26 protein-coding genes, 1 pseudogene and 2 other annotated features are annotated in these 25,761 nt (G+C 43.4%); of the genes and pseudogenes, 22 read left to right on the forward strand and 5 right to left on the reverse strand.

Annotated features, from left to right (window positions below):
* Positions 1 to 165: 165 nt before the first annotated feature.
* Positions 166 to 393 (forward strand) — a binding site (T-box leader).
* Between the two features lie 43 nt (positions 394 to 436).
* Complete coding sequence (locus tag LQ188_RS10815) at positions 437 to 3,088, forward strand: valine--tRNA ligase (protein WP_230176791.1); 2,652 nt, start codon at positions 437 to 439, stop codon at positions 3,086 to 3,088.
* A gap of 49 nt (positions 3,089 to 3,137) precedes the next feature.
* On the opposite strand, the gene LQ188_RS10820 is transcribed toward LQ188_RS10815, so the two are convergent.
* Both LQ188_RS10820 and LQ188_RS10825 read right to left on the reverse strand, forming a co-directional pair.
* Positions 3,138 to 3,980 (reverse strand): ATP-grasp domain-containing protein, encoded by an 843-nt coding sequence (locus tag LQ188_RS10820; protein ID WP_230176792.1) that lies wholly within the window; start codon positions 3,978 to 3,980, stop codon positions 3,138 to 3,140.
* Entirely contained in the window at positions 3,949 to 4,890 is a 942-nt protein-coding gene (locus LQ188_RS10825) for a RimK family alpha-L-glutamate ligase (RefSeq protein WP_230176793.1), read from the reverse strand. The genes LQ188_RS10820 and LQ188_RS10825 overlap by 32 nt, the downstream gene beginning before the upstream one ends.
* Before the next feature lie 98 nt (positions 4,891 to 4,988).
* Here LQ188_RS10825 and LQ188_RS10830 point away from each other — a divergent pair, with 98 nt between their 5' ends.
* Positions 4,989 to 6,278 (forward strand): folylpolyglutamate synthase/dihydrofolate synthase family protein, encoded by a 1,290-nt coding sequence (locus LQ188_RS10830; protein WP_230176794.1) that lies wholly within the window; start codon positions 4,989 to 4,991, stop codon positions 6,276 to 6,278.
* Between the two features lie 29 nt (positions 6,279 to 6,307).
* Here LQ188_RS10830 and LQ188_RS10835 read toward each other — a convergent pair.
* Positions 6,308 to 6,531, reverse strand: a pseudogene (locus tag LQ188_RS10835) (transposase); the annotation flags it as partial.
* Between the two features lie 299 nt (positions 6,532 to 6,830).
* Between LQ188_RS10835 and LQ188_RS10840 the strand changes: the two are divergent.
* From LQ188_RS10840 to minD, 9 genes are all read left to right on the forward strand, one after another.
* Positions 6,831 to 7,583 carry an A24 family peptidase gene (locus LQ188_RS10840; protein ID WP_230176795.1) on the forward strand — a complete coding sequence of 251 codons (753 nt, stop codon included), beginning with the start codon at positions 6,831 to 6,833 and terminating at the stop codon, positions 7,581 to 7,583.
* A 307-nt stretch (positions 7,584 to 7,890) separates the two neighbouring features.
* Positions 7,891 to 8,865 carry a hypothetical protein gene (locus LQ188_RS10845; RefSeq protein WP_230176796.1) on the forward strand — a complete coding sequence of 325 codons (975 nt, stop codon included), beginning with the start codon at positions 7,891 to 7,893 and terminating at the stop codon, positions 8,863 to 8,865.
* Positions 8,866 to 9,057: 192 nt separating this feature from the next.
* Positions 9,058 to 9,627: a Maf family protein gene (locus LQ188_RS10850; protein ID WP_101222791.1), complete on the forward strand. Its 570-nt coding sequence runs from the start codon at positions 9,058 to 9,060 to the stop codon at positions 9,625 to 9,627.
* Positions 9,628 to 9,685: 58 nt separating this feature from the next.
* A complete protein-coding gene (gene radC, locus LQ188_RS10855) occupies positions 9,686 to 10,360 on the forward strand; it encodes a DNA repair protein RadC (protein WP_101223484.1) in 675 nt (224 codons plus the stop codon).
* 148 nt (positions 10,361 to 10,508) lie between these two features.
* Entirely contained in the window at positions 10,509 to 11,528 is a 1,020-nt protein-coding gene (locus LQ188_RS10860) for a rod shape-determining protein (protein ID WP_034308871.1), read from the forward strand.
* A 125-nt stretch (positions 11,529 to 11,653) separates the two neighbouring features.
* Positions 11,654 to 12,526 carry a rod shape-determining protein MreC gene (mreC, locus tag LQ188_RS10865; protein WP_101222790.1) on the forward strand — a complete coding sequence of 291 codons (873 nt, stop codon included), beginning with the start codon at positions 11,654 to 11,656 and terminating at the stop codon, positions 12,524 to 12,526.
* Complete coding sequence (gene mreD / locus LQ188_RS10870) at positions 12,523 to 13,041, forward strand: rod shape-determining protein MreD (RefSeq protein WP_101222789.1); 519 nt, start codon at positions 12,523 to 12,525, stop codon at positions 13,039 to 13,041. Before mreC ends, mreD begins: the two co-directional genes overlap by 4 nt.
* 116 nt (positions 13,042 to 13,157) lie before the next feature.
* Positions 13,158 to 13,841 (forward strand): septum site-determining protein MinC, encoded by a 684-nt coding sequence (gene minC, locus LQ188_RS10875; RefSeq protein ID WP_230176797.1) that lies wholly within the window; start codon positions 13,158 to 13,160, stop codon positions 13,839 to 13,841.
* A 2-nt stretch (positions 13,842 to 13,843) separates the two neighbouring features.
* Positions 13,844 to 14,647, forward strand: a complete 804-nt coding sequence (gene minD, locus LQ188_RS10880; RefSeq protein WP_034308862.1) for a septum site-determining protein MinD — start codon at positions 13,844 to 13,846, stop codon at positions 14,645 to 14,647.
* Between the two features lie 126 nt (positions 14,648 to 14,773).
* On the opposite strand, the gene LQ188_RS10885 is transcribed toward minD, so the two are convergent.
* A complete protein-coding gene (locus tag LQ188_RS10885) occupies positions 14,774 to 15,217 on the reverse strand; it encodes a S1 domain-containing RNA-binding protein (protein ID WP_034308861.1) in 444 nt (147 codons plus the stop codon).
* Positions 15,218 to 15,457: 240 nt separating this feature from the next.
* Here LQ188_RS10885 and LQ188_RS10890 point away from each other — a divergent pair, with 240 nt between their 5' ends.
* From LQ188_RS10890 to LQ188_RS10940, 11 genes are all read left to right on the forward strand, one after another.
* On the forward strand, positions 15,458 to 16,207 hold the full coding sequence (locus tag LQ188_RS10890; protein WP_230176798.1) for a M23 family metallopeptidase: 750 nt from the start codon (positions 15,458 to 15,460) through the stop codon (positions 16,205 to 16,207).
* Complete coding sequence (locus tag LQ188_RS10895; RefSeq protein ID WP_101222786.1) at positions 16,200 to 17,066, forward strand: M50 family metallopeptidase; 867 nt, start codon at positions 16,200 to 16,202, stop codon at positions 17,064 to 17,066. Before LQ188_RS10890 ends, LQ188_RS10895 begins: the two co-directional genes overlap by 8 nt.
* Positions 17,067 to 17,108: 42 nt before the next feature.
* The gene (locus tag LQ188_RS10900) at positions 17,109 to 18,581 is read left to right on the forward strand and encodes an Rne/Rng family ribonuclease (RefSeq protein ID WP_230176859.1); all 1,473 of its coding nucleotides are present in this window, start codon (positions 17,109 to 17,111) and stop codon (positions 18,579 to 18,581) included.
* Between the two features lie 75 nt (positions 18,582 to 18,656).
* Positions 18,657 to 18,740 (forward strand) — a sequence feature (ribosomal protein L21 leader region).
* Positions 18,741 to 18,753: 13 nt separating this feature from the next.
* Positions 18,754 to 19,062 carry a 50S ribosomal protein L21 gene (gene rplU / locus LQ188_RS10905; protein ID WP_034308849.1) on the forward strand — a complete coding sequence of 103 codons (309 nt, stop codon included), beginning with the start codon at positions 18,754 to 18,756 and terminating at the stop codon, positions 19,060 to 19,062.
* Positions 19,063 to 19,075: 13 nt separating this feature from the next.
* Complete coding sequence (locus tag LQ188_RS10910; RefSeq protein WP_101222784.1) at positions 19,076 to 19,408, forward strand: ribosomal-processing cysteine protease Prp; 333 nt, start codon at positions 19,076 to 19,078, stop codon at positions 19,406 to 19,408.
* Positions 19,409 to 19,420: 12 nt separating this feature from the next.
* Positions 19,421 to 19,711 (forward strand): 50S ribosomal protein L27, encoded by a 291-nt coding sequence (rpmA, locus tag LQ188_RS10915; RefSeq protein WP_048688955.1) that lies wholly within the window; start codon positions 19,421 to 19,423, stop codon positions 19,709 to 19,711.
* Positions 19,712 to 20,251: 540 nt separating this feature from the next.
* Complete coding sequence (locus LQ188_RS10920; RefSeq protein ID WP_101222783.1) at positions 20,252 to 20,791, forward strand: Spo0B domain-containing protein; 540 nt, start codon at positions 20,252 to 20,254, stop codon at positions 20,789 to 20,791.
* A 48-nt stretch (positions 20,792 to 20,839) separates the two neighbouring features.
* Positions 20,840 to 22,129: a GTPase ObgE gene (gene obgE, locus LQ188_RS10925; protein ID WP_101222782.1), complete on the forward strand. Its 1,290-nt coding sequence runs from the start codon at positions 20,840 to 20,842 to the stop codon at positions 22,127 to 22,129.
* Positions 22,130 to 22,169: 40 nt separating this feature from the next.
* Positions 22,170 to 22,619, forward strand: a complete 450-nt coding sequence (locus LQ188_RS10930; RefSeq protein ID WP_034308837.1) for an ACT domain-containing protein — start codon at positions 22,170 to 22,172, stop codon at positions 22,617 to 22,619.
* A gap of 622 nt (positions 22,620 to 23,241) precedes the next feature.
* On the forward strand, positions 23,242 to 24,117 hold the full coding sequence (gene pheA, locus LQ188_RS10935) for a prephenate dehydratase (RefSeq protein WP_230176799.1): 876 nt from the start codon (positions 23,242 to 23,244) through the stop codon (positions 24,115 to 24,117).
* A gap of 333 nt (positions 24,118 to 24,450) precedes the next feature.
* Positions 24,451 to 25,143 (forward strand): hypothetical protein, encoded by a 693-nt coding sequence (locus tag LQ188_RS10940; protein WP_230176800.1) that lies wholly within the window; start codon positions 24,451 to 24,453, stop codon positions 25,141 to 25,143.
* Between the two features lie 57 nt (positions 25,144 to 25,200).
* Here LQ188_RS10940 and LQ188_RS10945 read toward each other — a convergent pair whose 3' ends face one another.
* Positions 25,201 to 25,731: a transcription repressor NadR gene (locus tag LQ188_RS10945; protein ID WP_101222780.1), complete on the reverse strand. Its 531-nt coding sequence runs from the start codon at positions 25,729 to 25,731 to the stop codon at positions 25,201 to 25,203.
* Positions 25,732 to 25,761 lie beyond the last annotated feature (30 nt).

The raw sequence follows: 25,761 nt of genomic DNA on the forward strand, positions 1-25,761 counted from the left end.
AAGCCGTCACATTCACTGTTCCTGGAGGATAAAATAAAGAAAACGACCTTGAATGTATCAAATGGGATGATTCCTGGGAAAGTAAGCGAAAAGATGATTGACTGGAGCCCCATATTTTTTGTACTATATACTATATGCATTCAATGAATTTACATATGAATATAAATCAATGCAAAGACCGGAAATAGTAAGATGATATGCACTTTTCAGAGAGGAAACCAAATTGGTGCGAGGTTTCCAGGCAGCAGCATCCGAAGTCGTCCGCGAGCAGTCTTCGTGAACCTCTTAGTAGCGAAGGCCGGTGAAGAGCCGTTATCCGATTTGAGAGCCGAAAGAGTTTTTTTCTTTTTCGGAAAAAAGGTGGCACCGCGAACAACTTCCTTCGTCCTTTTGTGATGATGGAAGTTTTTTTTATGCCTAAAAAGGAGGAAATGATATGGAAGAGAACCAAATTTCTATGCCGACTAAATATGATCCGCAGACGATAGAGAAAGGCCGCTACAAATGGTGGCTTGATGGAAAGTTTTTCGAAACGACGGGTGACGATAAAAAAGAACCATACACGATTGTCATCCCGCCGCCTAACGTGACAGGTAAGCTTCATCTTGGTCACGCTTGGGATACGACACTTCAAGATATTTTAACACGCATGAAAAGAATGCAAGGCTATGATGTTTTATGGTTGCCGGGCATGGACCATGCCGGTATCGCCACTCAAGCGAAAGTAGAACAGAAACTTCGTGCGGAAGGCGTGAGCCGTTATGACCTTGGACGTGAAAAATTCGTAGAAGAGACATGGAAATGGAAAGAGGAATATGCGAGCCATATCCGTGAACAATGGTCAAAGCTGGGTCTTGGACTTGATTATACACGTGAACGCTTCACTCTTGATGAGGGGCTTTCAAAAGCTGTGCGCGAAGTGTTCGTTTCGCTTTATAACAAGGGCTTGATTTATCGCGGCGAATACATCATCAACTGGGATCCATCGACTAAAACGGCCTTATCCGATATCGAGGTTATTTACAAAGATGTGCAGGGCGCATTTTACCATATGAAATATCCGTTGGTTGACGGATCAGGTGAAATCGAAATTGCCACCACCCGTCCAGAAACGATGCTTGGTGATACTGCTGTTGCTGTACATCCTGAAGATGACCGTTATAAACACTTGATCGGCAAAATGGTCCGATTGCCAATTACAGGCCGGGAAATTCCGATTGTCGGTGATGATTATGTCGATATGGAATTCGGTTCAGGCGCGGTCAAAATTACTCCGGCTCATGACCCGAATGATTTCGAAATCGGGAACCGTCACGATTTGGAGCGCATCCTTGTCATGCATGAAGATGGCTCGATGAATGAAAAGGCTGGTAAATATGAAGGCATGGACCGGTTTGAATGCCGTAAACAAATCGTCAAAGACCTTCAGGAAGAAGGAGTACTCTTCAAAAGCGAAGATCACCTTCACTCAGTCGGACATTCAGAGAGAAGCGGTGCTGTTGTTGAACCATATCTTTCGACGCAATGGTTCGTTAAAATGCAGCCGCTGGCTGATGCATCCGTTGAGCTTCAAAAAGGATCCGATGAGGAAAAAGTTCATTTCGTACCGGATCGTTTCGAAAAAACGTACCTGCATTGGATGGAAAATATCCGTGACTGGTGCATTTCCCGTCAGCTTTGGTGGGGTCACCGCATTCCAGCCTGGTACCATAAAGAAACAGGTGAAGTGTATGTAGGTCACGAAGAGCCTGCGGACGCTGAAAACTGGGAACAAGATACGGATGTTCTGGATACATGGTTCAGCTCGGCATTATGGCCGTTCTCGACTATGGGCTGGCCTGACAAGGACAGTATCGATTTCCAACGTTACTATCCAACCGGGGCACTTGTGACAGGCTATGATATCATATTCTTCTGGGTATCACGGATGATTTTCCAAGCTCTTGAGTTCACGGGTGAACGACCATTTGAAGATGTGCTGATCCACGGACTCGTTCGTGACGAACAGGGGCGCAAGATGAGTAAATCGCTTGGCAATGGTGTCGATCCGATGGATGTCATCGATCAATACGGTGCCGATTCACTGCGTTACTTCTTGTCCACTGGCAGCTCGCCAGGACAGGATCTTCGTTACAGCACGGAAAAAGTGGAAGCGGTCTGGAACTTCTCCAATAAGATTTGGAACGCATCCCGTTTTGCTTTGATGAACATGAATGGCATGACTTATGACGAAATCGATTTAAGCGGTGAGAAGTCTGTAGCCGATAAATGGATCTTGACGCGCTTGAATGAAACGATTTCCAACGTAACCAGACTTGCGGACCGTTATGAGTTTGGTGAAGTGGGCCGTGTGCTATACAACTTCATTTGGGATGACTTCTGTGACTGGTATATTGAAATGGCGAAGCTTCCGCTATATGGCGAAGACGAAGCAGCTAAAAAAACGACGCGCTCGATCTTGGCTTATGTACTGGATAACACGATGAGATTGTTACACCCGTTCATGCCTTTCATTACCGAAGAGATCTGGCAGAACCTTCCGCATCAAGGTGAGTCCATCACTGTTGCCGCTTGGCCGGAAGTGAATGAAGGATTGACAGATACAGCTGCAGCCGAGGAAATGAAGCTGCTTGTTGAAATCATCCGCTCCGTACGTAATATCCGTGCTGAGGTGAACACACCGCTTAGCAAAAAAATCAATTTGATTTTAAAAGCGAAAGATGAGTCAATCTTAGAGACGTTACAGAAAAACAGCAGCTATATCGAGCGTTTCTGTAATCCTGAACAATTGACAATCGGAATTGAAGTCGAGGAACCTGCTCAAGCCATGACAGCTGTCGTAACTGGCGTAGAACTGATCCTTCCGCTGACAGGACTGATCAATATTGACGAAGAAGTGAAACGTCTTGAAAAAGAACTCGACAAACTTAATAAAGAAGTTGAGCGTGTACAGAAAAAACTAGGCAACGAGGGCTTCGTCAAAAAGGCGCCGGCAAGCGTCATCGAAGAAGAACGTGCCAAGGAAAAAGACTATAGCGAAAAACGCGACTCTGTAATCCACAGGATCAGCGAACTGAAACAACTGTAAAACAAAAGGATGAACCAGCTTTATGCCGGTTCATCCTTTTTGTGTTTCGTTAGGAGGATATTCTTTCTTTTATGAATGTAAGGTACTCCGATACGATATTCATATCACTTAATGCACTTAATGTCCGGCTGCCGACGACATCCTCGATTTCGTTGAGCATGGGGCTGCCATCTTCGGCAAATATGAAATCGATTCCGACCAGGCCGAAATCAAACGACTTCATTACTTTTTCGACAAGGGCTAATTCAGTTGCAGATAGCTCATATAGTGAAGCCGATCCGCCCAGCGTATAATTTGCCTTGAAACTTGAAGCGGACTCCCTAAGTACAGCAGCCTTCACTTTTTTTCCAATTACAAAAACGCGGATATCTTTACCGAATAAGCCGGGTTTTTGGACAATCCAATTTCCATCTTTCAGTATGGCAAGATCATCGGCATGTTGTATTAGATATACTTGTTTCCCGCCGCGTCCACTTGTTTCTTTAGCAATGAAAGGGAACTCCATGTCATCGGCACTCGGTCTTCCGTTACAATATACGGTATCGGCCATTGGAATCCCAAGCGAGGACATATATTGGTGCGTCTTTGCTTTGTCATTCGCGATTTCCGATACGAAGGAGGAGTTAAAGCAAGCAATCCCCAGTTGCTCAAGTTGCTTTGTAAAAAAAGGATCGATGGTCCGGACGATAGCGAAGTCTGGCAATGAAATTGGCTGCGTCTCATGTTCCACGTACAACTCGTTGAAACGATGACCGATCCTAAGGTCTTCCCGAAAGTGAAAGTGTAAATCAAGATCAAGCTTACTGGCTTCGTCAAGCATCCAATCTATGTATCCTTTGTTTTTCAAGGCATCCTCACGGTTATAAATCAACCAGCCTGCTTGTTTTTTCATCAGATGCACTTCCTTTTCCTAATTCTTTCAAGATATAATCGAACATGCTTTCAGCGATGTTGATGCCTGTACATTCATAAATATTCAGTAAATGCGAATTCGAATTCACTTCGCACAAAAGCGGACCTTCTTCACCGAACAACAAATCGACGCCAGCGAAGTCGGCACCCAGAATTTGCGCACATCGGATGGCAAGTTGTGCTTCTTCATTGGTGGGTATATATGGTGCAGCCTGCCCTCCGGCAGTCATATTAGCTCGGAAGTCTTGCTCCGAATGGCGTTGCATCGCTGCTATGACTTGATTGCCCACGACATTCACACGAATATCCCGACCTTTACTGTGCTCGATGAATTCCTGGATTATAAATGGTTTGTGGCCAAGATTACGGATCGCCTTTAGTAACTCATCCTCTGTTTGGATCAAATATACTTGTTCCCCAAAAGAACCGTATGCTTCCTTAACGATAAGCGGATACCCAAGCTCATTGCCGATTTGGATAAAAGCATCCATATTGACCCTTTCAATCCCTTCGTATGTAAAAGGGGGAAATAAGGTTTTCGGCATTGGTATGCCATGCCCGGTTAATGCTTGATGTGTTTTTGCTTTACTGTCGCAAATATCGATCGCTTTACTGCTGTTATAAACGGGGAGGCCGAGCAATTCCAAATGGCGTGCCAAATGAATGTCTTTATCCATGAACAGAACAAAATCAGGAAGCTTATCAAAAGCTCCTTTAAGCAGTGGCACTCCTTTTTCGATTATGGGAATGAGATCTGAATTACGGATAAGAGTTGCCATGATATCTTTCCTTTCAGCCGCCTCTTTAATGAACAAAGCTAAACTGGAAAACTTATCATGCTGTAAATAGCCGTTAACGACAATCCAACAGTGGTAATCTGAAGGTTTCATGGTAAAACACTACCTTTCATCTAGGTTAATCGTTCATATATTGATAAAATAATCTTAACGCATAAGAGCGGTATAAAGAAAGAGGAGGCACAACGATAATGGTAACGACCATGAAAGAAATCAATCATTTTTTTGAACGGCGCCAAGTTCAATTGGGCATGAATTTTGGCCTATCACGGATGGAAGCATTGTTAACTGAATTAGGAGACCCGCATAAGGAGCTACAATATATTCATATTGCAGGATCTAACGGGAAAGGATCAACACTGCAATATATTAAAGAGATCCTACTTGCCCAAGGGATTCGGGTCGCTTCCTTCACATCACCTTATTTAATACGGATGAATGAACAGCTCAAGATTAATGAAGATGAAATCAGTGATAAGGATTTTATCGCTGTCTTCCGTGAGCTTTGGCCGATTATACAAGAGATGGACAGTAAAGGGGACGGTCCTACTCAGTTCGAAATTTTGACTGCGGTGGCATTTTCTTATTTTAGCAAAAAGGAAGTGGATTTGGTTTTGATGGAAACCGGTTTGGGAGGCAGGCTCGATACAACGAATGTCATCCAGCCGTTTCTTTCGATCATTACCTCGATTTCTTTGGAACATACGAGCATCCTGGGTAACACACTTGGGGAAATTGCTTTTGAGAAGGCTGGCATCATTAAAAGCGGGGCGCCGATCATCAGCGGAGTCACAGCCGGGGAACCAGCAAAAGTAATTGAAGAAAAAGCGTCATCATTAGGCGTACCTTATTACCAATTAGGTAAAGACTTTCATATAGGCAATATAAAGCAAAGTGAACGAGGGCAAAGTTTCTCATTTTCGCTTGCCGACAGGTCCATCGAAAATGTGGAAATGCGGATGCTAGGACGTCATCAAATGGAGAATGCGGCACTGGCCATTGCTGCTGTCACATTAGGGATGGAAAATATCGATAAAAGAAGCATCCTTAAAGGAATAGGCGAAGCGAAATGGGATGGCCGCTTTGAAAAAATATCGGATGAGCCGTTGGTGATCATCGATGGTGCACATAATCCTGCCGGCATCGACGTGCTGAAGGAAACGCTAAAAGTGCATTACCCCGACTATAAGTACCGATTCGTATTCAGTTCATTTAAAGATAAAAATTATTCCGAGATGCTTCATGGACTGGAAACTGAAGCGATGGAAATCATCATTACCGAATTCGACCATGAACGGGCGGCGGATGCGAAAACGCTATATGAAAAATGCAGTCATCCCAATAAACGGATAAACAAGGATTGGCAGGCGGCGATAACGGAAGGCAGAAGGAAAACAGGGGAAAAAGAGATTCTTGTCATCACAGGGTCGCTCCATTTCCTTTCACTTGTGAGGGAGTTCCTAATCAGAGAAGATGCCTAAAGGGATGTGCTTTTACCGGTGGACTAATTATTTTTCCCGATTGTTGAGAAATGAGGCGCTTTATCATGGAAACCAAAGCCTAAGAACCAACGGTAAGCCATATTTGTTTCAACTTCTTCAATTGTAGAATTGAACGAATACCGAAGGTAAATTGACTGAAAGTCAGTTTGGCTAATATAACTGGATCAATACTTGGGCTTCCTATCTCTGAATACCTATCTTTCACCAAATCATAAATGAAAGCAAACACGATTTTCATCGAGTTTGTCTGCAGTCTGAAAGGACCTTTTCAAAGGTCCTTTTCCCTTGTTAACAGAGCCGTTTGAAAAGAAAAAACTCTAATAGAGTGATTGATAACAAATCACCAAGTATTTTTGTTAAAATATGTTTATATATTGATTTTACATGATTGATGAATAGTAGGATCTACTTAATGAAATGACGGGAGGAATGAATGATCATGAAGAGCCCCAGTGACGATTACATAGCGGAAGGGATTTTTTTATTAGGGTTTCATAGAAAAGCAATCGAATCCTCATGCACTTTGTATAAATGATGGCTATCCATATCTATCTCTTCGTCTTCGGCTTAATTTTAGGCTCATTCTTTAACGTTGTCGGTTTAAGTGTTCCAGCTGGTCAGACATTTGCGAATCGTCGCTCCGCCTGCACTTCTTGCGGGCGTACATTGACATTCTTCGAGTTGATGCCGGTTATTTCCTATATGTTGCAAGACGGAAAATGCCGGGGCTGTAAAGCAAGGATTTCCCCACTTTATCCGATAGTGGAAATGCTGACCGGTGTTTTGTTTGCCTTTGCTCCCATATTCCTTGGCTGGTCGAGCGAACTCTTGGTTGGCTTGGCATTGATTTCATTATTTATGATCATCTTCGTGACTGATGTCGCCTATATGCTCATACCTGATAAAATACTGCTTTTCTTTACGGTGATTTTTATCGTTTTAAGAGTCTCATTTCCGCTGTCGCCCTGGTGGGATTCAATTGTCGGGGCAGTGGTGGGCTTTAGCCTGCTGTTATTAATCGCAGTCGTGAGTCAGGGTGGCATGGGTGGCGGTGATATCAAGCTATTTGCAGTGATTGGCTTTGTACTGGGACTGAAGATGGTGCTGTTATCGTTTCTTTTTGCGTGCTTTTATGGGGCATTCCTGGGCTTCATCGGATTGCTGAGCGGAATCCTAAAAAAGAAAACACTTATTCCTTTCGGTCCGTATATCGTTTTTGGGACATTGACTGCTTATTTTTGGGGCGATTCCCTTCTACATTGGTATGTAACTTTTTTAAGATGAGCTTAAAGAACCAACCTGATCCAAGAGGAATTTGTCAAAAATCACCTGAACAATAGCTCAGTAGGGAACTATCCCCAATTGGCTGCAAGTGAAGCTGGCATGAAAGAGTGATGTATGTAATTGGTGAGAGGCGATATTGAATGGTTTGTGAACCAGAAGTACCAGTACCTGGAATTCTATTTTCGTCACCCATATATGAATAGGGAAATTTGACGAAACCTATTAATGACAAGACGACAAAAGTCTTGTTATTTTTTTTTACCTCTATGTTAGGATGAAAAAAATGATCTGGAGGGGAGGAAAAAAATTGGGCAAGCCGGAACAAAGCAAGGGTGTAACGATTAAAATAAATGGGGAAGAAAAAGTATTTGCCGATAAAAAGGCTGAAAGTCAAGAGGCGGCGAGTAAGGAGCAGGAACAGGGACACACAGACGAGAGTTTCGAATGGATACTCCCTGAGGATTCAAACGAAAACAAAATCGTATTGGTACCCTCACCGCCAAAGAAAAAAATGCCGAAGCTCATCGGTTTTGGTACCAGTTCGCTGAAAAGTTCTGATAAAAGACCGATCAAGACATTCATGATCGCTGTCATTTGTGCTGTTTTTTTTGGGTCGATTCTTGGCTTGATCGCCGTTAAAACGATTACAAAGGAAAAAGCCGAAGTATCTTCGGTCGAGACCCCGGTTCCAACGGAAGCCACTGTTGAGGATAAAAAAGCGGCAGTGACTGAACCAGGAAACCAGCTGAAGACATTCCTTGTACAGGGAGGAGTATTCAGCAGCGAGGATGCGGCAAGGCAAATACAAAAGAAAATCATTGAAAAGCAGGTTCCTGCTGAAATTTTCAAATTGGAAGACAGCTATTATCTATTCTTGGGGTCGGCAGAGAGTCTAGCTTCAAGTAAGGAGCTGGCCTTATTCTTAAAGTCCTATGATGTGGACGTATATTGGAAGGAAATCAATTTTGAAGCGGCTGGGACAAGCCAGGAAGATGAGAAAACCCTCGACAAGATGAAGGAAGTATATACTTCCTTGGCAGAAACATCCGCAACCAAGCTTCGCGGAAAGGAAGGGACGGTAAACAAAGAAACCCTGAAAAAAAACTTGGATGAACTGAAGGCGGGGAAATTATCGCCGGAGTTTTCGAATATGAATGATGACCTGACTGCTGCCGCAAAGTCGATTGATGAATATGAGACTTCCAAAAACGAAGAAAAGCTATTCCAGGCTCAAGAAAGTCTTCTTGGTTTTTTATTGAATTACCAAAACAAATCGAGTTAAGTAAAGAAAAGAAGGGGGGGCTGCCAAATGGATAAGCTCCCCAATATGAAACCATCTGTGACACCTTTTTTATTTTCCGGGAAATACTTACAGGTATTTGTCGATTCCTAGTAAACAATAATTGTGGATTGCACCATAATTTGATAGGATAGTTATGTATCTCCCTATGTAAAGAAAGGTGACTTTTATATTATGCAGCCATTGATTTTAGCTTCTTCATCACCACGTCGTAAAGAACTTCTACAATTTCTTCAAATCCCCTTTGAAAGCATGAATTCCAATGTCGATGAAAGTATTGATGAAAACATGTGTCCTGATGCAGCGGTGAAAGAACTGGCATCCCGTAAAGCGGAAGCCATCGCAGCAAAATTTCAGGAAAGCTGGGTAATCGGCTCGGATACCGTTGTTGTCCTTGATGGAGAGATATTGGGTAAGCCGACAAGCCGTGCGGATGGAAAAAGAATGCTGGAAATGTTATCGGGACGGACACATGAGGTATACACAGGTGTCGCCATTCTATTCGGCAAGCATCGCAGAGTATTCGCAGAAAAAACGGAAGTGACATTTTGGGAGCTGCCAGAAGCTGAAATCGAACGTTATCTGGATAGCGGGGAACCTTTTGACAAAGCTGGCGGCTATGGGATTCAAGGATACGGATCTCTTCTTGTCGAACGAATCAAAGGGGACTATTTCTCAGTCGTCGGGCTTCCGGTCTCAAGACTGGCCCGGGAACTTAAAGCGATGCAGCAAGAGTTAGAATGATCGATTTCCTCTGGCATCTTCCCTTTTCTAAGGAAGGGTTGATTTTTTGAGCGAAAAAATGTTAATACGGGATTACCCGAAAGAGGAGAGGCCGCGCGAAAGGTTTCTGCAAGACGGACCGCAGGGTCTCTCCAATCAGGAATTGCTCGCTCTGCTATTGAGGACGGGATCAAGGGAAGAATCCGTCCTGCAGCTATCCGGCAGGCTCATCAATTCCTTCAAGGGCCTTCGCCTGCTAAAAGAAGCCTCAGTGGAAGAACTGACCGTGATTAAAGGGATTGGTGAAGCGAAAGCGATTCAAATCCTGGCCTCTGTCGAACTTGGCAGGAGAATTAACAATTTGAATGATCAAGACCGTTATGTGATTAGATCTCCAGAAGATGGAGCCAATTATTGCATGGAAGAAATGCGGTTTTTATCACAGGAACATTTCGTCTGTCTTTATTTAAATACGAAAAATCAGGTGCTTCAAAAAACTACGGTATTCATCGGCAGCCTCAATGCCTCGATCGTGCATCCGCGCGAGGTCTTCAAAGAGGCTTTCAAAAGGTCCGCTGCCTCTATCATCTGTCTTCATAACCACCCCTCCGGAGACCCCTCTCCCAGCAGAGAAGATATTGAAGTGACGAAAAGGTTAGTAGAATGTGGTAAAATAATCGGGATTGAAGTATTGGACCATATCATCATCGGGGAGCATAAATATGTTAGTTTGAAGGAAAAAGGTTATTTATGACACTATCAAAATTTTTGACGATGCGATATAATATTGTTTATGATTTTTAAAAGAGGAAACTTTTTCAAAACTCTTATTGTCAAAAAACGACAAATTATTATTTGAACTTATAAAAAGGCATTTTTGTTTACGAAAGGGAGATACCATAATGTTTGGAATTGGCGCTAGAGATATAGGGATTGATTTAGGAACGGCGAATACGCTTGTCTATGTGAAAGGAAAAGGCATCGCAGTACGTGAACCATCGGTTGTAGCTGTGCAAACAGATACAAAGCAAATCGTTGCAGTCGGAAACGACGCGAAAAACATGATCGGCCGTACACCTGGTAACGTGGTTGCCCTCCGCCCGATGAAGGATGGAGTAATTGCCGATTATGAAACGACGGCTACCATGATGAAGTACTATATGAAGGAAGCTCAAAAGAAGGGCGTATTTGGCAACAAGCCATATGTCATGATTTGTGTGCCTTCTGGGATTACTGCAGTTGAGCAGCGTGCAGTCATCGATGCAGCAAGACAAGCTGGAGCCCGTGACGCATATCCAATCGAAGAACCGTTTGCAGCAGCGATCGGTGCGGACCTTCCTGTTTGGGAGCCTACAGGAAGCATGGTCGTTGATATCGGCGGAGGAACGACGGAAGTGGCAATCATTTCCCTTGGCGGAATCGTTACAAGCCAATCGATCCGTATCGCAGGTGACGAAATGGACGACGCCATTATCGTTTACATCCGTAAGAACTACAATTTGATGATCGGTGAGCGTACTGCTGAAGCGATCAAAATGGAAATTGGTTCTGCTGGGGATACGGAAGGCGTAGAAAACATGGAAATTCGCGGCCGTGACCTATTGACTGGATTACCAAAAACGATCGAAATTACAGCTGAGGAAATATCCAAAGCATTAAGCGACACAGTTTCTGCAATTGTGGATTCCGTGAAAAACACTTTAGAGAAAACACCACCTGAATTAGCGGCTGACATCATGGACAGAGGCATTGTGCTGACAGGCGGGGGCGCTTTGCTGCGCAATTTGGATAAAGTCATCAGTGAAGAAACGCAAATGCCGGTGATCATCGCTGAAAACCCGCTGGATTGTGTTGCAATCGGAACGGGAAAAGCGCTGGACCACATTCACTTATTCAAGACTAAATCAAGAGATTCGCGATAAGCATTACTTCTCAAATAGGGCCGGCTCAACAAAAGGTGCAATTTTGAGCCGGTTTTCTTATGTTTTGCTGTTTAATTAAATCCATAGTGTATTTTTAAGAAATTTTAGATAGAGGTGTAATCACCATGCCACAGTTTTTTAATAAAAAGCTCCTTCTCTTGCTCGTTAGTATTATCGTTCTCGTGGCATTGATCGGTTTTTCATTAAGGGAGAGAGAAGAGTTGACTTGGCCGGAGCAATTCCTGAAAGATACGACAGGCTGGGTCGGAAATGTGTTTAATAAGCCAGTATCGGGTATAACAGGTTTTGTAGGGGGCTTAAAAGACCTACAACATACATACGATGAAAACAAAAAATTGAAAGCCCGCTTGGATGAATATGTATTATTGAAAACGCAAGTCCAAGATTTAAAGGAAGAAAATGAAGAACTTCGCGATAACCTCAAAAAAGAAGATGACCTGCGCAAGTATTCGCCCACTCAGGCGACGGTCATTGGACGCAATCCCGACCGCTGGCATGAAATGCTGACGATTAATAAAGGGAAGCGCAATGGGGTAGAAAAAAATATGGCTGTCATCACGTCCAATGGGTTAGTCGGTAAGGTGAAATCAGCGACGGATTTCACGGCCTCGGTTCAACTTTTAAGCTCGATCGATAAAGCCAATCGTGTCTCATCGATCGTCCAAGGTGATGATAAAGCATATGGCTTGATTGAAGGATTCGATGATAAGAAGAACCTTTTGCTGATGAAACGGATCCCATATGATAAAAAGATCAAGAAAAATTCATTGGTCATCACATCCGGTTATGGAGGGATCTTTCCGAAAGGTCTGCTGATCGGGAAAGTTGTCGATGTTAAAGTGGATCAATATGGATTGAACCAGACTGCATATATTGAACCTTCGACGGATTTTTATGATATTAATAATGTCATGGTCGTTCAGCGCGAAGTGGACGGTGTACCGAAAGAAAGTGAAGGGGAGGATGAAGCTGAGTGAGATATTTCATCCTTTCTTTTATAGCCTTGGTTTTTTTTGTTTTTGAAAGCATCTTCGCCCAGATGTTCGCTGGAGATGCATTCGGGGCCGATAAAATCCTCGTGCCCCATTTCATGATGGTTTTCGTTTTTTTCCTGACCATGTTCGGCTCAAGGAAAATGGGTATGCTTTATGGTGCGATTCTTGGGTTGACTTATGATGTCGTATATACGGAAATCCTTGGGACTTACATGTTCCTGCTGCCTTTTCTTGCCTATTTGATATCGAAATGCATGAAAATCCTGCAAAATAATATATTGATTGCCTGTCTTACTGCGCTTTTATTCACGGCAGTTTTAGAGGTTGTCATCTTTCAGATGAATATCATACTCTCTTTTGCAGATATGGGGTTTGCTGAATTTGCGGAACGGAGATTGATTCCTACATTATTATTGAATCTCGCATTCATTATTATTAGCTGCTACCCTTTAAAGAGAATGATTGAAAAGCTTGATTTGCAAGGAGAAACGGAATAACGTTCCTGTGTCTTAAGAAGCAGGTGGGAAATGTATTTTCTCATTTCCGTGTACGTAGAAAAAGGAAATTTGTTTTCCTATGTCGAATTATATTTCATTGAGGTGAAACAAACGTCATGAATAAAAGAATTCAGCAAAATGTCATGATTAAGGGAACAAAAGACGGGTTTATGCTTCATCTCGATGATTCTTGCTCATTTTCCGAATTATTGAAAGAGTTAGAAGTGAAGCTTTCGGCAAACTATCAGTTTCAAGAAAATGACCCGTCCATTTCCGTAAAAGTACATACAGGGAACCGCTATCTTGATGAACAACAAGAAGAACAGATTAAAGAGGTCATCCATAAAAAGAAGAAGCTTTTCGTGGATGAGATGATTTCGAATGTCCTGACGAAGGATGAAGCGAAACGATGGAAAGATGAAAACCAAGTGACGACAGTGACCAAGGTGATAAGGTCGGGACAGGTTTTTGAAGTTCCCGGGGACTTACTGCTGATAGGGGATGTCAATCCCGACGGAACGGTTCGTGCGGGTGGCAACATATATATCATGGGACAGTTAAAGGGAATAGCCCATGCCGGATATAAAGGGAATAACGAGGCCATTATAGCTGCCTCTGTCATGAAGCCTGCCCAACTGCGTATTGCCGGAAAAGTGAATTTATCTCCTGACCAATATACGAAATGGGGACATGACTTGGAATGTGCCTTCATGGATGAAGAACAAAATATCATAATAGAAAAATTGCAAGTCTTAAAGAAATATAGACCTAATTTAAATAGATTAGAAGGGGGTCTCTAATCGTGGGAGAGGCAATAGTTATAACATCCGGTAAGGGTGGTGTCGGGAAAACGACCACCTCCGCCAATTTAGGAACATCTTTAGCTCTTCTAGGCAAAAAGGTTTGCTTGATTGATACGGATATTGGTCTTCGGAATTTGGATGTGATCATGGGATTGGAGAATCGCATCATCTATGATTTGGTCGATGTGGTCGAAGGGCGCTGTAAGATACACCAGGCGCTTATCAAAGATAAACATTTCGAGGATTTGCTTTATCTGCTTCCCGCTCCGCAAAATAGTGACAAAACAGTGGTGAATGAAGAGCAGATGAGGAAACTCATCAGCGATATGAAGCCTGACTATGATTATGTCATCATTGATTGCCCTGCAGGCATTGAACAGGGCTTCAGGAATGCCATAGCTGGGGCAGACAAGGCTATCATCGTTACGACTGCAGAGAGACCGGCTGTCAGGGATGCTGACCGTATTATTGGCCTGCTTGAAAAAGAAGAGCATATTGAACCGCCCCAATTGATCATCAACCGGATCCGCGGCCATTTGCTTCATGAGGATGAAGAAATGGATATCGATGGAGTTGCCGATTTTCTTAAGATTGATTTGATCGGCGTCATTCCTGATGATGACCAGGTCATTGTGGCAGCGAATAAAAAGGAACCCATTGCCTATAATCCGGATAATAGAGTTTCGCTTGCCTATCGGAACATCGCCAGAAGGATCCTTGGTGAATCTGTGCCCTTGACTCCAATTGGCAGCGAACCAAAGGGCTTCATGTCCAAATTGAAAAAATTCTTCAGCGTGCGGTAAATCTATATTCTTTTGTCAAGAAGCGGGGAGCATTTGATGCCCTCGCTTTTTTTTATGCTTCTTGTGAAATAAAAAAGGCAAGCCATATACTGGCTTGCCTGATCTATATGCTAAAAATGCAGCGGGTTATCCGCGTCTTCCGCCTCTGCCGCCGCGTTTTGATTCGGTGCTGCGTTTAAGTGTCGATAAATTTTCTTCACTAGTCTTTAAAAAGCGCACCATTTTATCTTCGAAATTTTCCTTTGGTTGGAAATTACCTTTTGAACGAAAATCTTTAGAACGGCTATCCCCTTGGCGTGGTGGGCGTTTGGTATAAGAAGAGGTTTGCCCTTCGGGTCTATCTATAGCCTTTTTGATGGACAAGGCAGTTTTTCCGTCTTTCTCACTAATCACTTTTACTTCAATTTGGTCGCCTACTTTAAGATGGTCATTTACGTCTTTTACATAGCTATCTGCTACCTCACTGATATGCACAAGACCTGTTGAGCCTCCTGGTAATTCTACGAATGCTCCAAAATTAGTGATACCTGTTACTTTACCTTGTACTTTGCTGCCTATTTCGATTGACATAAAAAAATGTTCCCCCTCAATAATGTTAAAACCACTTTATTATAACAAATTCCGGGGAACAATATCAATCTCAATTATTCGATTTTCTGAACCGATTGCCCGAACCACCTTGGAAATTCATAAGTTTCAGTGAATTTTTCATCGGAAAAAATTTTTTAAGGGAAGTGCAGAATAGTCTGGACAAGTTGCTCATACGTTGTAATATAGCGCTTTGACATGAGCAGGGGGGGGAAGTCTGGAATGGATGATCGCAGGAAAGATATCCGCAATCGTATCGCCAAGAGACGCAAGTTTAATGATAAACCTGCAGGAAGCAGTAGTTGGACGGAGATTAACAATGAGGAACCATATGGGATTGATTCATATAACGGGTATTCCGAAAAAGACCATCCGCTCTTCAAGAAAGAATATTTTTTCTTTAAAATCCTTGCCAGTGTATGCCTATTCCTGATTGTCGCGGTGATGTTCAAACACCCTTCTGTGCGGCTTGACCCTGCCAGGAGTTTTGTCACGGAGAACATGAACAAGGAATTTCAGTTCGCTTCAATCTCCAATTGGTACGAAAGTGCGTTTGGTAAACCAATCGCTTTTTTACCGAATGAAGCCAATACGGAAACTGTTGATTCGAATGAAGAATATGCAATGCCAGCTTCTGCGAAGATTACCCAAAACTTCGAGACGAACGGTGAGGGAATCATATTGGAAACGAGCAAAGGCTCAAAGGTCGAGGCCGTTAATGAAGGGGTAGTCATTTTTGCCGGTGAAAAGGAGGGGATCGGAAAGACGGTAGTCATTCAGCATGCCAATAAAACTGAATCTTGGTATGGGCAGCTGAAAGAAATTGATGTGAAATTGTATGAGTTCGTTAAAAAGGGCAATGAAGTCGGACAGGTTACACTAAGTGAAGATGGATCCATGGGCAGGTTTTATTTAGCGATAAAGGAAAATGATGCTTTCGTCGATCCTAAAAAGGTGATTTCCTTTGAGTGAATATGGGAAGTTGCTGTTTAAAATCAGGGTGCATCCGACATTGTGGTTTGTCATTGGCATCGCCATCCTCACAGCCCATTTCGTTGAAGTGATGATGCTGTTGCTCATCGTCTTCATACATGAGATGGGGCATGCCGTCTGTGCGCAGCACTTCAAATGGCGGATAAAGTCAATCCAGCTTCTTCCTTTTGGCGGGGCTGTCGAGACTGAGGAATATGGAAACAAGAGTTTGAAGGAGGATTTGGCGGTGGTGCTTGCCGGTCCGCTTCAACACGTTTGGCTCATTGGCGCAGCTTTTCTGCTCTATTTCTTTACCATTATCCCATATGAGCTGTACCAGCCATTTTTGTATATGAATCTTATGCTGCTGATTTTTAATCTGCTGCCAATTTGGCCCCTGGACGGGGGAAGGCTGCTATTCATCGGTGTTTCCCTATACTGCACCTTTCTGGAAGCGCAGAAGCATACACTTCACTTTTCTGCAGTATTCGCTTTCCTTGCTTTTTTGACCTGGCTCATTCTGGATCCGCTCAATTTGAACATCTGGCTCATCATCTTTTTCATAAGTCTGTCACTCGTCATGGAATGGCGGCAGAGGTATTATGCGTTCATCCGCTTTCTTCTGCAGCGCCATTACGGGCATACGAATGATTTGGCGAAACTGAAGCCGATCTCGGTGGATTCACAAGAACCGATTTATAAAGTGCTGGAAATGTTTCAACGCGGCTGTAAACACCCCGTGATCATCATGAAAAACGGGAAAGAGAGCGGCTCGTTGGATGAAACGGAAATCCTTCATGCCTATTTTTCCGAGAAAATGACAAACGGGAAAATCGGCGACCTATTATATTCTTATTAAATATGTTATCCTTTCTTCAAATTGAGGAGAGGATTTTTTTTGATGAAAAAAATGATCGCGAACCTGGCTTCACGCGAAAAAAGAGTGGCTGTACTTGAGAATGGTGTTTTACGTAAACTTGAAATCATTCCGCCTCAAAAGCGCAGTACGGTCGGTAATATTTATCTTGGGAAGGTGACGAAGGTGTTACCGGGCATGGATGCCGTCTTCATTGATTATGGAGCAGAGAAAAATGGTTTTTTACACCGTGACGAGATTCCCTCTTTCCAGCTGATAAAAAAAAGTGATGGGAATGCATCGATCGGTCAATTTGTCCGTCAGGGAGAAAAGCTGCTAGTTCAGGTGACGCGGGATGAAACGGGCACCAAAGGAGCTAAATTGACTGGGCTGATCGAGTTTTCGACAGATTCCCTCGTATACATACATGGAATAGATTATGTTGGTGTTTCAAAGAAATTCAAAAACAATGATCTTCAGAAGCAATGGCGGGAAACTGCCTTGCAGCATAAAAATCCTGATGAGGGATTGATTGTCCGCACCTCGATGGAGAACGAAAGTGAATCGGTCTTCCTTGACAGGTTAAGTGGATTGCGGGAGCTCTTTAAAGGGCTTGAACTTAAGGCTGCGTCCCTCAAGGCCCCTTCCCTTCTCTATGATAGGGATGAATACCTTGATATGATCATTTCCGAAATGTCGGGAACGGCGACCGGGGAACTTGCCATCGATGACTTCGAGGCCTATCTCGAGTTGAAAAAATGGATACAGGAAAACCGTAAGGAGTGGGAAATATCCCATGTATCGGGTACAAAGAATATTTTTTCCGAATGGAATGTGGAAGCGCAAGTTGAGAAAATGGCCAAGAAAATCGTTTGGCTTGAGAATGGCGGATATTTAATTTTTGAAGAAACGGAAGCTTTCACCGTAATCGATGTCAATTCAGGTAAGTTCACCGGCAAGGTGGCGAAGGAAGCAACATTGTTTGCCGTTAATCAGGCTGCGGCGAAAGAGGTCGCCCGTCAACTGAGATTGAGGAATATCAGCGGAATCATCCTGATAGATTTCATCAATATGGAGCAGTCCCGGCATAAGCAGGAAATCATCGAAATCGTTAAAAAGGAAGCGGTGAGGGATGAGAAGCGAACCCAGGTCATCGGTTTTACGGAACTGGGCATTTTACAAATGACGAGAAAGCGAACCTCCCCGTCTTTAAGTGAGATGACGACGGTGCCTTGCCCAGTGTGCAGTGGAAGCGGTAAAATCGAGAGCCCTGAAACGGTTGCCTTCCGGTTGGAACGTGAACTGCTGGAACACAGGAAGACAGATGATGAAGCGGTCTGGGTGGAGGCCAGTAAAGCGGTGGCGGACGTGCTGCTTGGTGAAAAGGAATCATATCGGCCGACATTGGAGGAATTGATCGGTAAAAAGGTATTCCTGTCTTTTATCCCAGGTTCGAGGAATGCTTACTCCATCAAGCGCTTCGGGAGCATTCAGGAAATCGGGAAGGCTTTCGAGTGAAGGGCGGGAATTGTTATAAATATATTGACAGCCTTTCCTGTTTCATGTTAGGATTTTAATGTTATGTTTGTAGCACCCGTGCTACAACCGCTCAACATCAGGTTTTAAGCTTTTGCCTTTCTGGTAAAACGCCTGTGATTGGCGAGTCTGAGACATTTAAGGAGGTGCAAGTATGTACGCAATTATCGAAACTGGCGGTAAACAAATTAAAGTAGCAGCTGGCGAAGCGGTTTACATTGAAAAATTAAACGCAGAAGCAGGCGAAACTGTTACATTTGACAAAGTTTTATTCGTAGGTGGCGAAGACGTGAAAGTCGGTGCTCCATTAGTTGAAGGCGCTACTGTAACAGGTACTGTCGAAAAACAAGGTAAGCAAAAGAAAATCACTGTTTTCAAATACAAAGCGAAGAAAAACAATCGTAAAAAACAAGGTCATCGTCAACCATACACTAAAGTTGTTATCGAAGCAATCAACGCGTAAGGGCTGATTCTAGATGATCAAAGTTGTATTTGATGCTCCGCAGGAACGGATTGCTTCGTTCACCTTAAGCGGACATGCTAATTTTGCTAAAAAAGGTTCTGATATCGTTTGTGCAGGTGTATCGGCTGTTTCCTTCGGGGCAGTCAATGCAATCATGTCCTTAACGGACGTAGAGCCTGAGATTGAGCAAGGGAGAGAAGGCGGCTATCTTCGCTGCGTCATTCCGGGGAATCTTTCGCCGGAATCGGAAGAGAAGGTTCAGCTGCTTTTGAACGGCATGCTCATATCGCTGCAAACCATCGAACGTGATTATGGTAAATACATGAAAATTATCCTCAACCAGTAGGAGGTGGAACAAATGTTAAGATTAGATCTTCAGTTCTTCGCTTCGAAAAAAGGAGTAGGTTCTACAAAGAACGGACGTGACTCAATCTCCAAGCGCCTTGGTGCTAAACGTGCAGATGGTCAATTCGTATCTGGTGGTTCTATCCTTTACCGTCAACGCGGAACAAAAATCTATCCTGGTGAGAACGTAGGCCGTGGTGGAGACGATACTCTATACGCTAAAGTAGACGGTGTTGTTAAATTCGAACGTTTCGGACGTGACCGTAAAAAAGTAAGCGTATATCCAGTTGCACAAGAAGCATAATTGGCATCTTTGAACAGAGGCTGACTCAAAAGGGTCTGATTCCTTCTACAAGACACTATATACCGCGTCATTTTTAATAATGGTATGCTATATAGTGATGAAGGGGTCCGGCCCTTTATTTATACTATAGGAAATGAACCAGCAGTTTGCAGGAGACTTTAGTCATTAGTATAAGGAAAACAACCTCTGACTTACAAAAGGCTCGCCAATCGGCGGGCTTTCTTAAACTTTCAGGGGGGAAATCCAAGATTACTCATCCATCCGATTTGGTTTAAACCAAATAGACACTCCAATTCAACTATAATATCTCCAATTGGTGCATAAAAGGCCCATTCTCTTTTTTAGTTCAAATGGCTCTACCATCGTCCAAAGAACTCAGGGTGTGTGGCTGTATTTTTTGGACGGGGGCTTTCATGTGAAGGCATGTGAATCGAGCTTCATTTCCTGTTTGTTGTTTTTTTGATATACTGTACAAATGGAAGTATTCAACATGATAGAGCTGAAAAAAAAGTTTCTTTATCATAATTGAAGGTGTTAATAATGGACAAAAATTGGACGACTATTGAAACTCTGCGTCAAACCAGGCATGACTGGCTGAATAAAATTCAAATCATCAAAGGGAATCTGGAGTTGAACAGAATTGATCGTGTCAAGGGCATCATTGATGAAATCATTGTTGAAACCCAGAATGAAGCACGCCTCTCCAGTTTGAATTTACCTAAGTTCACCGAGATGTTGTTGACGTCGAATTGGAATAATGGATCATTTTATTGCGAATATGAAATCATTGATGTTTTTGAAGGCTCAACTGAGATGGACGGGCTGATGTATCGCTGGACAAATGATTTCTTTAAAATTCTCGATAAGAATCTCGATCCGTTTTTTGAAAATATACTGGCTGTTTCCATGTGTAAAAAAGAAGTGAGCGATATGCGCTGTTCATTTCATATGCAAGGCAGGTTCATTGATCAATCCCCAGTGATCGAGTTTTTGGAAAGTTCATTGACGGCCGAGCAATCAATTGAAATTCTTGAATGTAATGAGGATGAAATATTTTTTAAGATGGATATTAACTTTTAGAGAAGTATACAGCAAGAAATGACTTGCAGAAAACAAGGAAGTGATAGCATGTTTGTCGATCAAACGAAAGTCTATGTAAAAGGCGGAGACGGTGGTAACGGGATAGTTGCTTATCGTCGTGAGAAATTCATACCTAAAGGCGGACCTGCCGGCGGAGATGGCGGAAATGGGGCCAATGTCGTTTTTGAAGTGGAAGAGGGCTTGCGTACATTAATGGATTTCCGTTACCAACGTCACTTTAAGGCACCTCGCGGAGAACATGGCATGTCCAAAAACATGCACGGTGCGGCTGCAAAGGATATGGTTATCAAGGTTCCACCAGGCACCGTTGTCATTGATGATAAGACAAAGGAAGTCATTGCTGATTTAGTTGAGCACGGACAACGCGCCATTATTGCCAAAGGTGGCCGCGGAGGCCGGGGAAATTCCCGTTTCGCCACACCTGCCAATCCTGCACCTGAAATCGCGGAGAACGGCGAACCGGGCCAAGAACGTGATATAGTCATGGAATTGAAACTGTTGGCTGATGTCGGTTTGGTTGGTTTCCCAAGTGTAGGGAAATCCACTTTGCTTTCCGTCGTATCCGCAGCAAGACCTAAAATTGCCGAATACCATTTTACGACGATCGTCCCGAACCTCGGAATGGTGGAAACGGAAGATCACCGCAGCTTCGTCATGGCCGATTTACCTGGTCTGATCGAAGGAGCATCAGAAGGTGTGGGCCTTGGACATCAATTCCTGCGCCATATTGAAAGAACGAGGGTAATCGTTCATGTAATCGATATGTCGGGTCTTGAAGGCCGGGATCCATATGAAGACTACCAAACAATCAATAAAGAGTTGGAAGAGTATAACCTGCGCTTGACTGAACGTCCGCAAATCATTGTAGCAAGTAAAATGGATATGCCGGACTCAGAAGATAACTTAGCGGCTTTCAAAGAAAAGCTGGAAGAAGACTATCCTGTCTTCCCGATTTCTGCCGTGACGCGTGAAGGGATCCGTGAGCTTCTTTATGCTATTGCTGATAAAATCGAAGAGACCCCAGAGTTCCCTCTTGAACATGAAGAAGAGAATACTGGAATCCACCGGGTTCTATATAAACATACATCACAGTCGGATGAATTTAACATTGAACGCGAACCCGATGGCAGCTTTGCCGTATCAGGATTCAAGATCGAGCGTTTATTCAAAATGACTGACTTCACCCGTGAAGAGTCCATACGTCGTTTCGCCAGACAGCTTCGTTCATTCGGAGTCGACGAAGGCCTTCGCCAAAAAGGTGCGACAAATGGCGATATCGTCCGTATCCTTGAATATGAATTTGAATTTGTTGATTGATTGGAGACCATGATGGCAGGCAAAAGGAGGCGTGCGGAGTTTGAATAAGTCCGATCAGAAATTTTTCCTCGTTCGAGAGGATGTCCTTCCCGAAGCGATGAAAAAAACGCTGGATGCAAAAGAAATGATTGAACGGGGAAAAGCGGAATCAGTATGGGAAGCGGTACAGCGAGTGGACCTAAGCAGGAGTGCTTTTTACAAATACCGTGACACGGTTTTTCCGTTTCATACAGTTGTTAAGGAAAAGCTGATTACACTGTTCTTCTATCTCGAAGATCGTTCTGGTACTCTATCGGAGCTTTTACGGCTCGTCGCCTCATCCGGTTGCAACATCATGACCATCCACCAAACGATTCCTTTGCAGGGACGTGCAAATGTCACCCTATCCCTGAATACGGGTGGGATGACGATGGATATTAATGAACTGCTTACTAAACTGCGTAAAATGGAGTTCGTCGAAAAAGTCGAAATCATTGGTAACGGCGCATGAAAACAGCCTGTACATTTCACATGTACAGGCTGTCAGTTTGTAGACAAAAGGTTTCGAATTGGTCTCATTAAGAAACCTTTTCCAACTGATCATTAGAGTGTCTACTATGTAAAGATGAACGAACAAAACAGTTTGCCTATTCGTTTCATGCGGCGCAGATGGATGTATGTTGGGGAGGATAGTAGCTCCGAGAAAATCTGTTCAAACAGGTCAGTATCTTTTAAGCGTGGCTCATAATTTTTGCCGAACGTAGAGAAGTGAGGCATTTATCATGGAAACAGAAACCTAAAGACCAACGGACTCTAGTAATCATGTCAAATTGAACTCGTTGATTGGAACTTAAGTTACAGACTCCTGCGGGAAAAGCGCGTCCAAGGGAGATCCCGCAGGCGCGATGGCGCCGAGGAGGCTCCCGGTCCGCCCGCGGAAAGCGAGTGCCCTCCGTTCCAATCAACAGTCAAAGTTTAAAAACCTAAAACAGCTTGAAGGCAAACTCATTTATTATCGGGTTTGTCTTCAGGCTGTTTTCATTTGTAAGAGGAAATTAACGATTAACTATTGTAAAAAATCAGAAAATGGCATAACATAAACAATAGATTTTCCGTGAAAAGGAGTTTATAATATGACATCAAAAATTGCATTTCTTGGACCAAAAGCAACGTTCACGGATTTAGCTGTATCGCGACTATTTCCTAATGATATAAAAATACCGATGAACACGATTCCGGACTGCCTTGATGCTGTTCGGGACGGGGAAGTGAATCACGCGCTCGTGCCGATCGAGAATGCTTTGGAGGGTTCGGTAAATATAACGATGGATTACTTAGTCCATGAAGTCACATTGCCGATGAAAGGCGAAGTGACGATTCCAATCCAACAGCATTATATGGTGCATCCGGATCATGCATATCCTGGGTTCAAACCTGACATGGTATATTCGCATTCCCATGCCATCGCTCAATGCCGCAAATTTCTACATAATGAGCTAAGGGGCATTCCTTATGAGTATGTCACATCCACAGCAGCGGCTGCTAAGATGGTGATGGAGAATCCCGATATAAATATTGCAGCGATTGCAAATGATATGGCTGCACAGGAGTACGGTTTGACGATTGCAAAACAAAATATTCACGATTACGAACATAATCACACCAAGTTTATCGTCGTATCCAACAGTGAAGTCGACTTTGAAGGGCATTTGACCGTTGAAGGGGATAAGAAAACGACCTTGATGATTCAGTTGCCTGCCGACCATTCAGGGCAGCTGCACCAAGTCCTTTCCGCTTTTTCCTGGAGGAAACTTAACCTTTCCAAGATTGAATCAAGACCCATGAAAACAGGATTGGGCAATTACTTTTTCATCATCGACATCGAAATGCCCCTTGACGATGTCCTTATCCCAGGAGCGATTTCCGAGCTTGAGGCCTTAGGATGTACGGTATCGATCATGGGAAGCTATTCATGCTTTAAAGTCCAAACAGGTGTACCGCAGCGCTGATTTTTCTTTTGTGAAAATTTTTTTCTGAAATGATAAATGGTACAACCTCAGCTGAGTTTTATCCAATGAATATGTAAGTGCCCCGGGGTTTTCCCGGGGCATTTTTTTGTGAAGGTTTTGTATTCCCTTGGCGTACATTTTATGAAATATATAAAAGTAGGCAGCATGATTTTGGATGAAAAACAAACACCGATTGTGATGAAAGAAAATACAATAAGTAAATCCCGGTAGGCCACATGTGGAAATAGGAGCAGTAATACATACCTTGATGACTGATTCAGTGGATGCACCTTTTTAATCAAAAATGCAGAGAGAGGGTGGTGGTCAGCAGAGATGGATAGTCAATTCAAAGAAACTTTCGGTTCTTGGACTCAAGCGATAGGAACCGTCATTTCTGCTGTTGCTGGTACACCATCCAAAGTCTTGGACGAAGAATTTCGTACGAACTTGGATTTGATTGGAAATGAACTTCAAGCAACAGGTAATGCCTTATTGGCTGATGCGGAAGAAACCTGGTCACTGGATAAATTTGGTAATATAATACAGGCAATCGGGAATTCGACCGTTATCTTAGGCCTAGTCATTGATTTTGATGAAATAACGAAACAGGAATTAATCATCAAAGGTAATCTGATTCAAGCGTTGGGCGGAGGCACCGCTTTGGCGGGGGCATACGAAAATCCGGATGAACCGGAGCAGGCCTTCAATGCTACGGGAAATTTGTTGCAGGCGATTGGGAATTCGATGCAAGCGATAGGTGGAATTGCCGAACTTAAAAATAGCATTCTAGAAAAAGACCAAGATAAGGATCAAGAGCAAGAAGAACAAGATAAGGAGCAGGAACTGCAAAAATATCAATATCCTTATTTGGAAGAGAAGCCATCTGATGCTGAATCAATCCAAGTGATGGGAGGCTGGGTACAGGCGGTCGGTTCCGTCATTAGTCTTATCGGGCAGTTAAGAAGTAACGAAGATGAAAACTCCGGGGATGGCAGCTCAAATGAAAGCAATTCCAATGATGAGTGAACATAAGGCCCATAAAAAAACCTCAAAAGATATGGCTTTTGAGGTTTTTTCGTTCATTCAATCGACTAAAATGCCGGCATCCCTCAAAGCACACTCCGCTTCGTCGAGCAGTTCTTCAGATGATGCGCTCAGTGTATGGAGATGGATGCCGCTCGTCAGCTCCGATAAAAAAGATGCATTCGTTGCCGTCACCCTTGAAAGGAATTGCTGGACTTCCTTACGGCTGCTGACCATGATGGAAGCAGTTAGGTCACCGTATACGGGGTGCTCGATTTTGACATCTTTCACCGTGATGCCGATATCCACGAGTAAATATAGCTCTTCTTGGGTCCGGGAAGGATCATGTTGGCAAGCAATGATCCGTTCCGGCTTTTGCGTGCTCCCCGTTTGTAAGTACAGATAGCCTTGGCTCGTCGCAATGATAGGCTCATTCCGCGCTTTCAGGAGGGTTATGTCACCAACGATAACCTGCCGGCTTACATTCGTTATCTGCGAAAGCTCGCTGCCTGTTACAGGCTCCGCGCTTGTTTGCAATAAATGTAAGAGTTTCGTCCGTCTTTCTTCCCCGAGTAATTTCTTTCTTTCCATAAACATTCACCTCTTTAATTACAAACATTC

The organism is Peribacillus sp. Bi134, assembly GCF_918698065.1.
In the GTDB taxonomy this organism is placed as follows: domain Bacteria; phylum Bacillota; class Bacilli; order Bacillales; family DSM-1321; genus Peribacillus.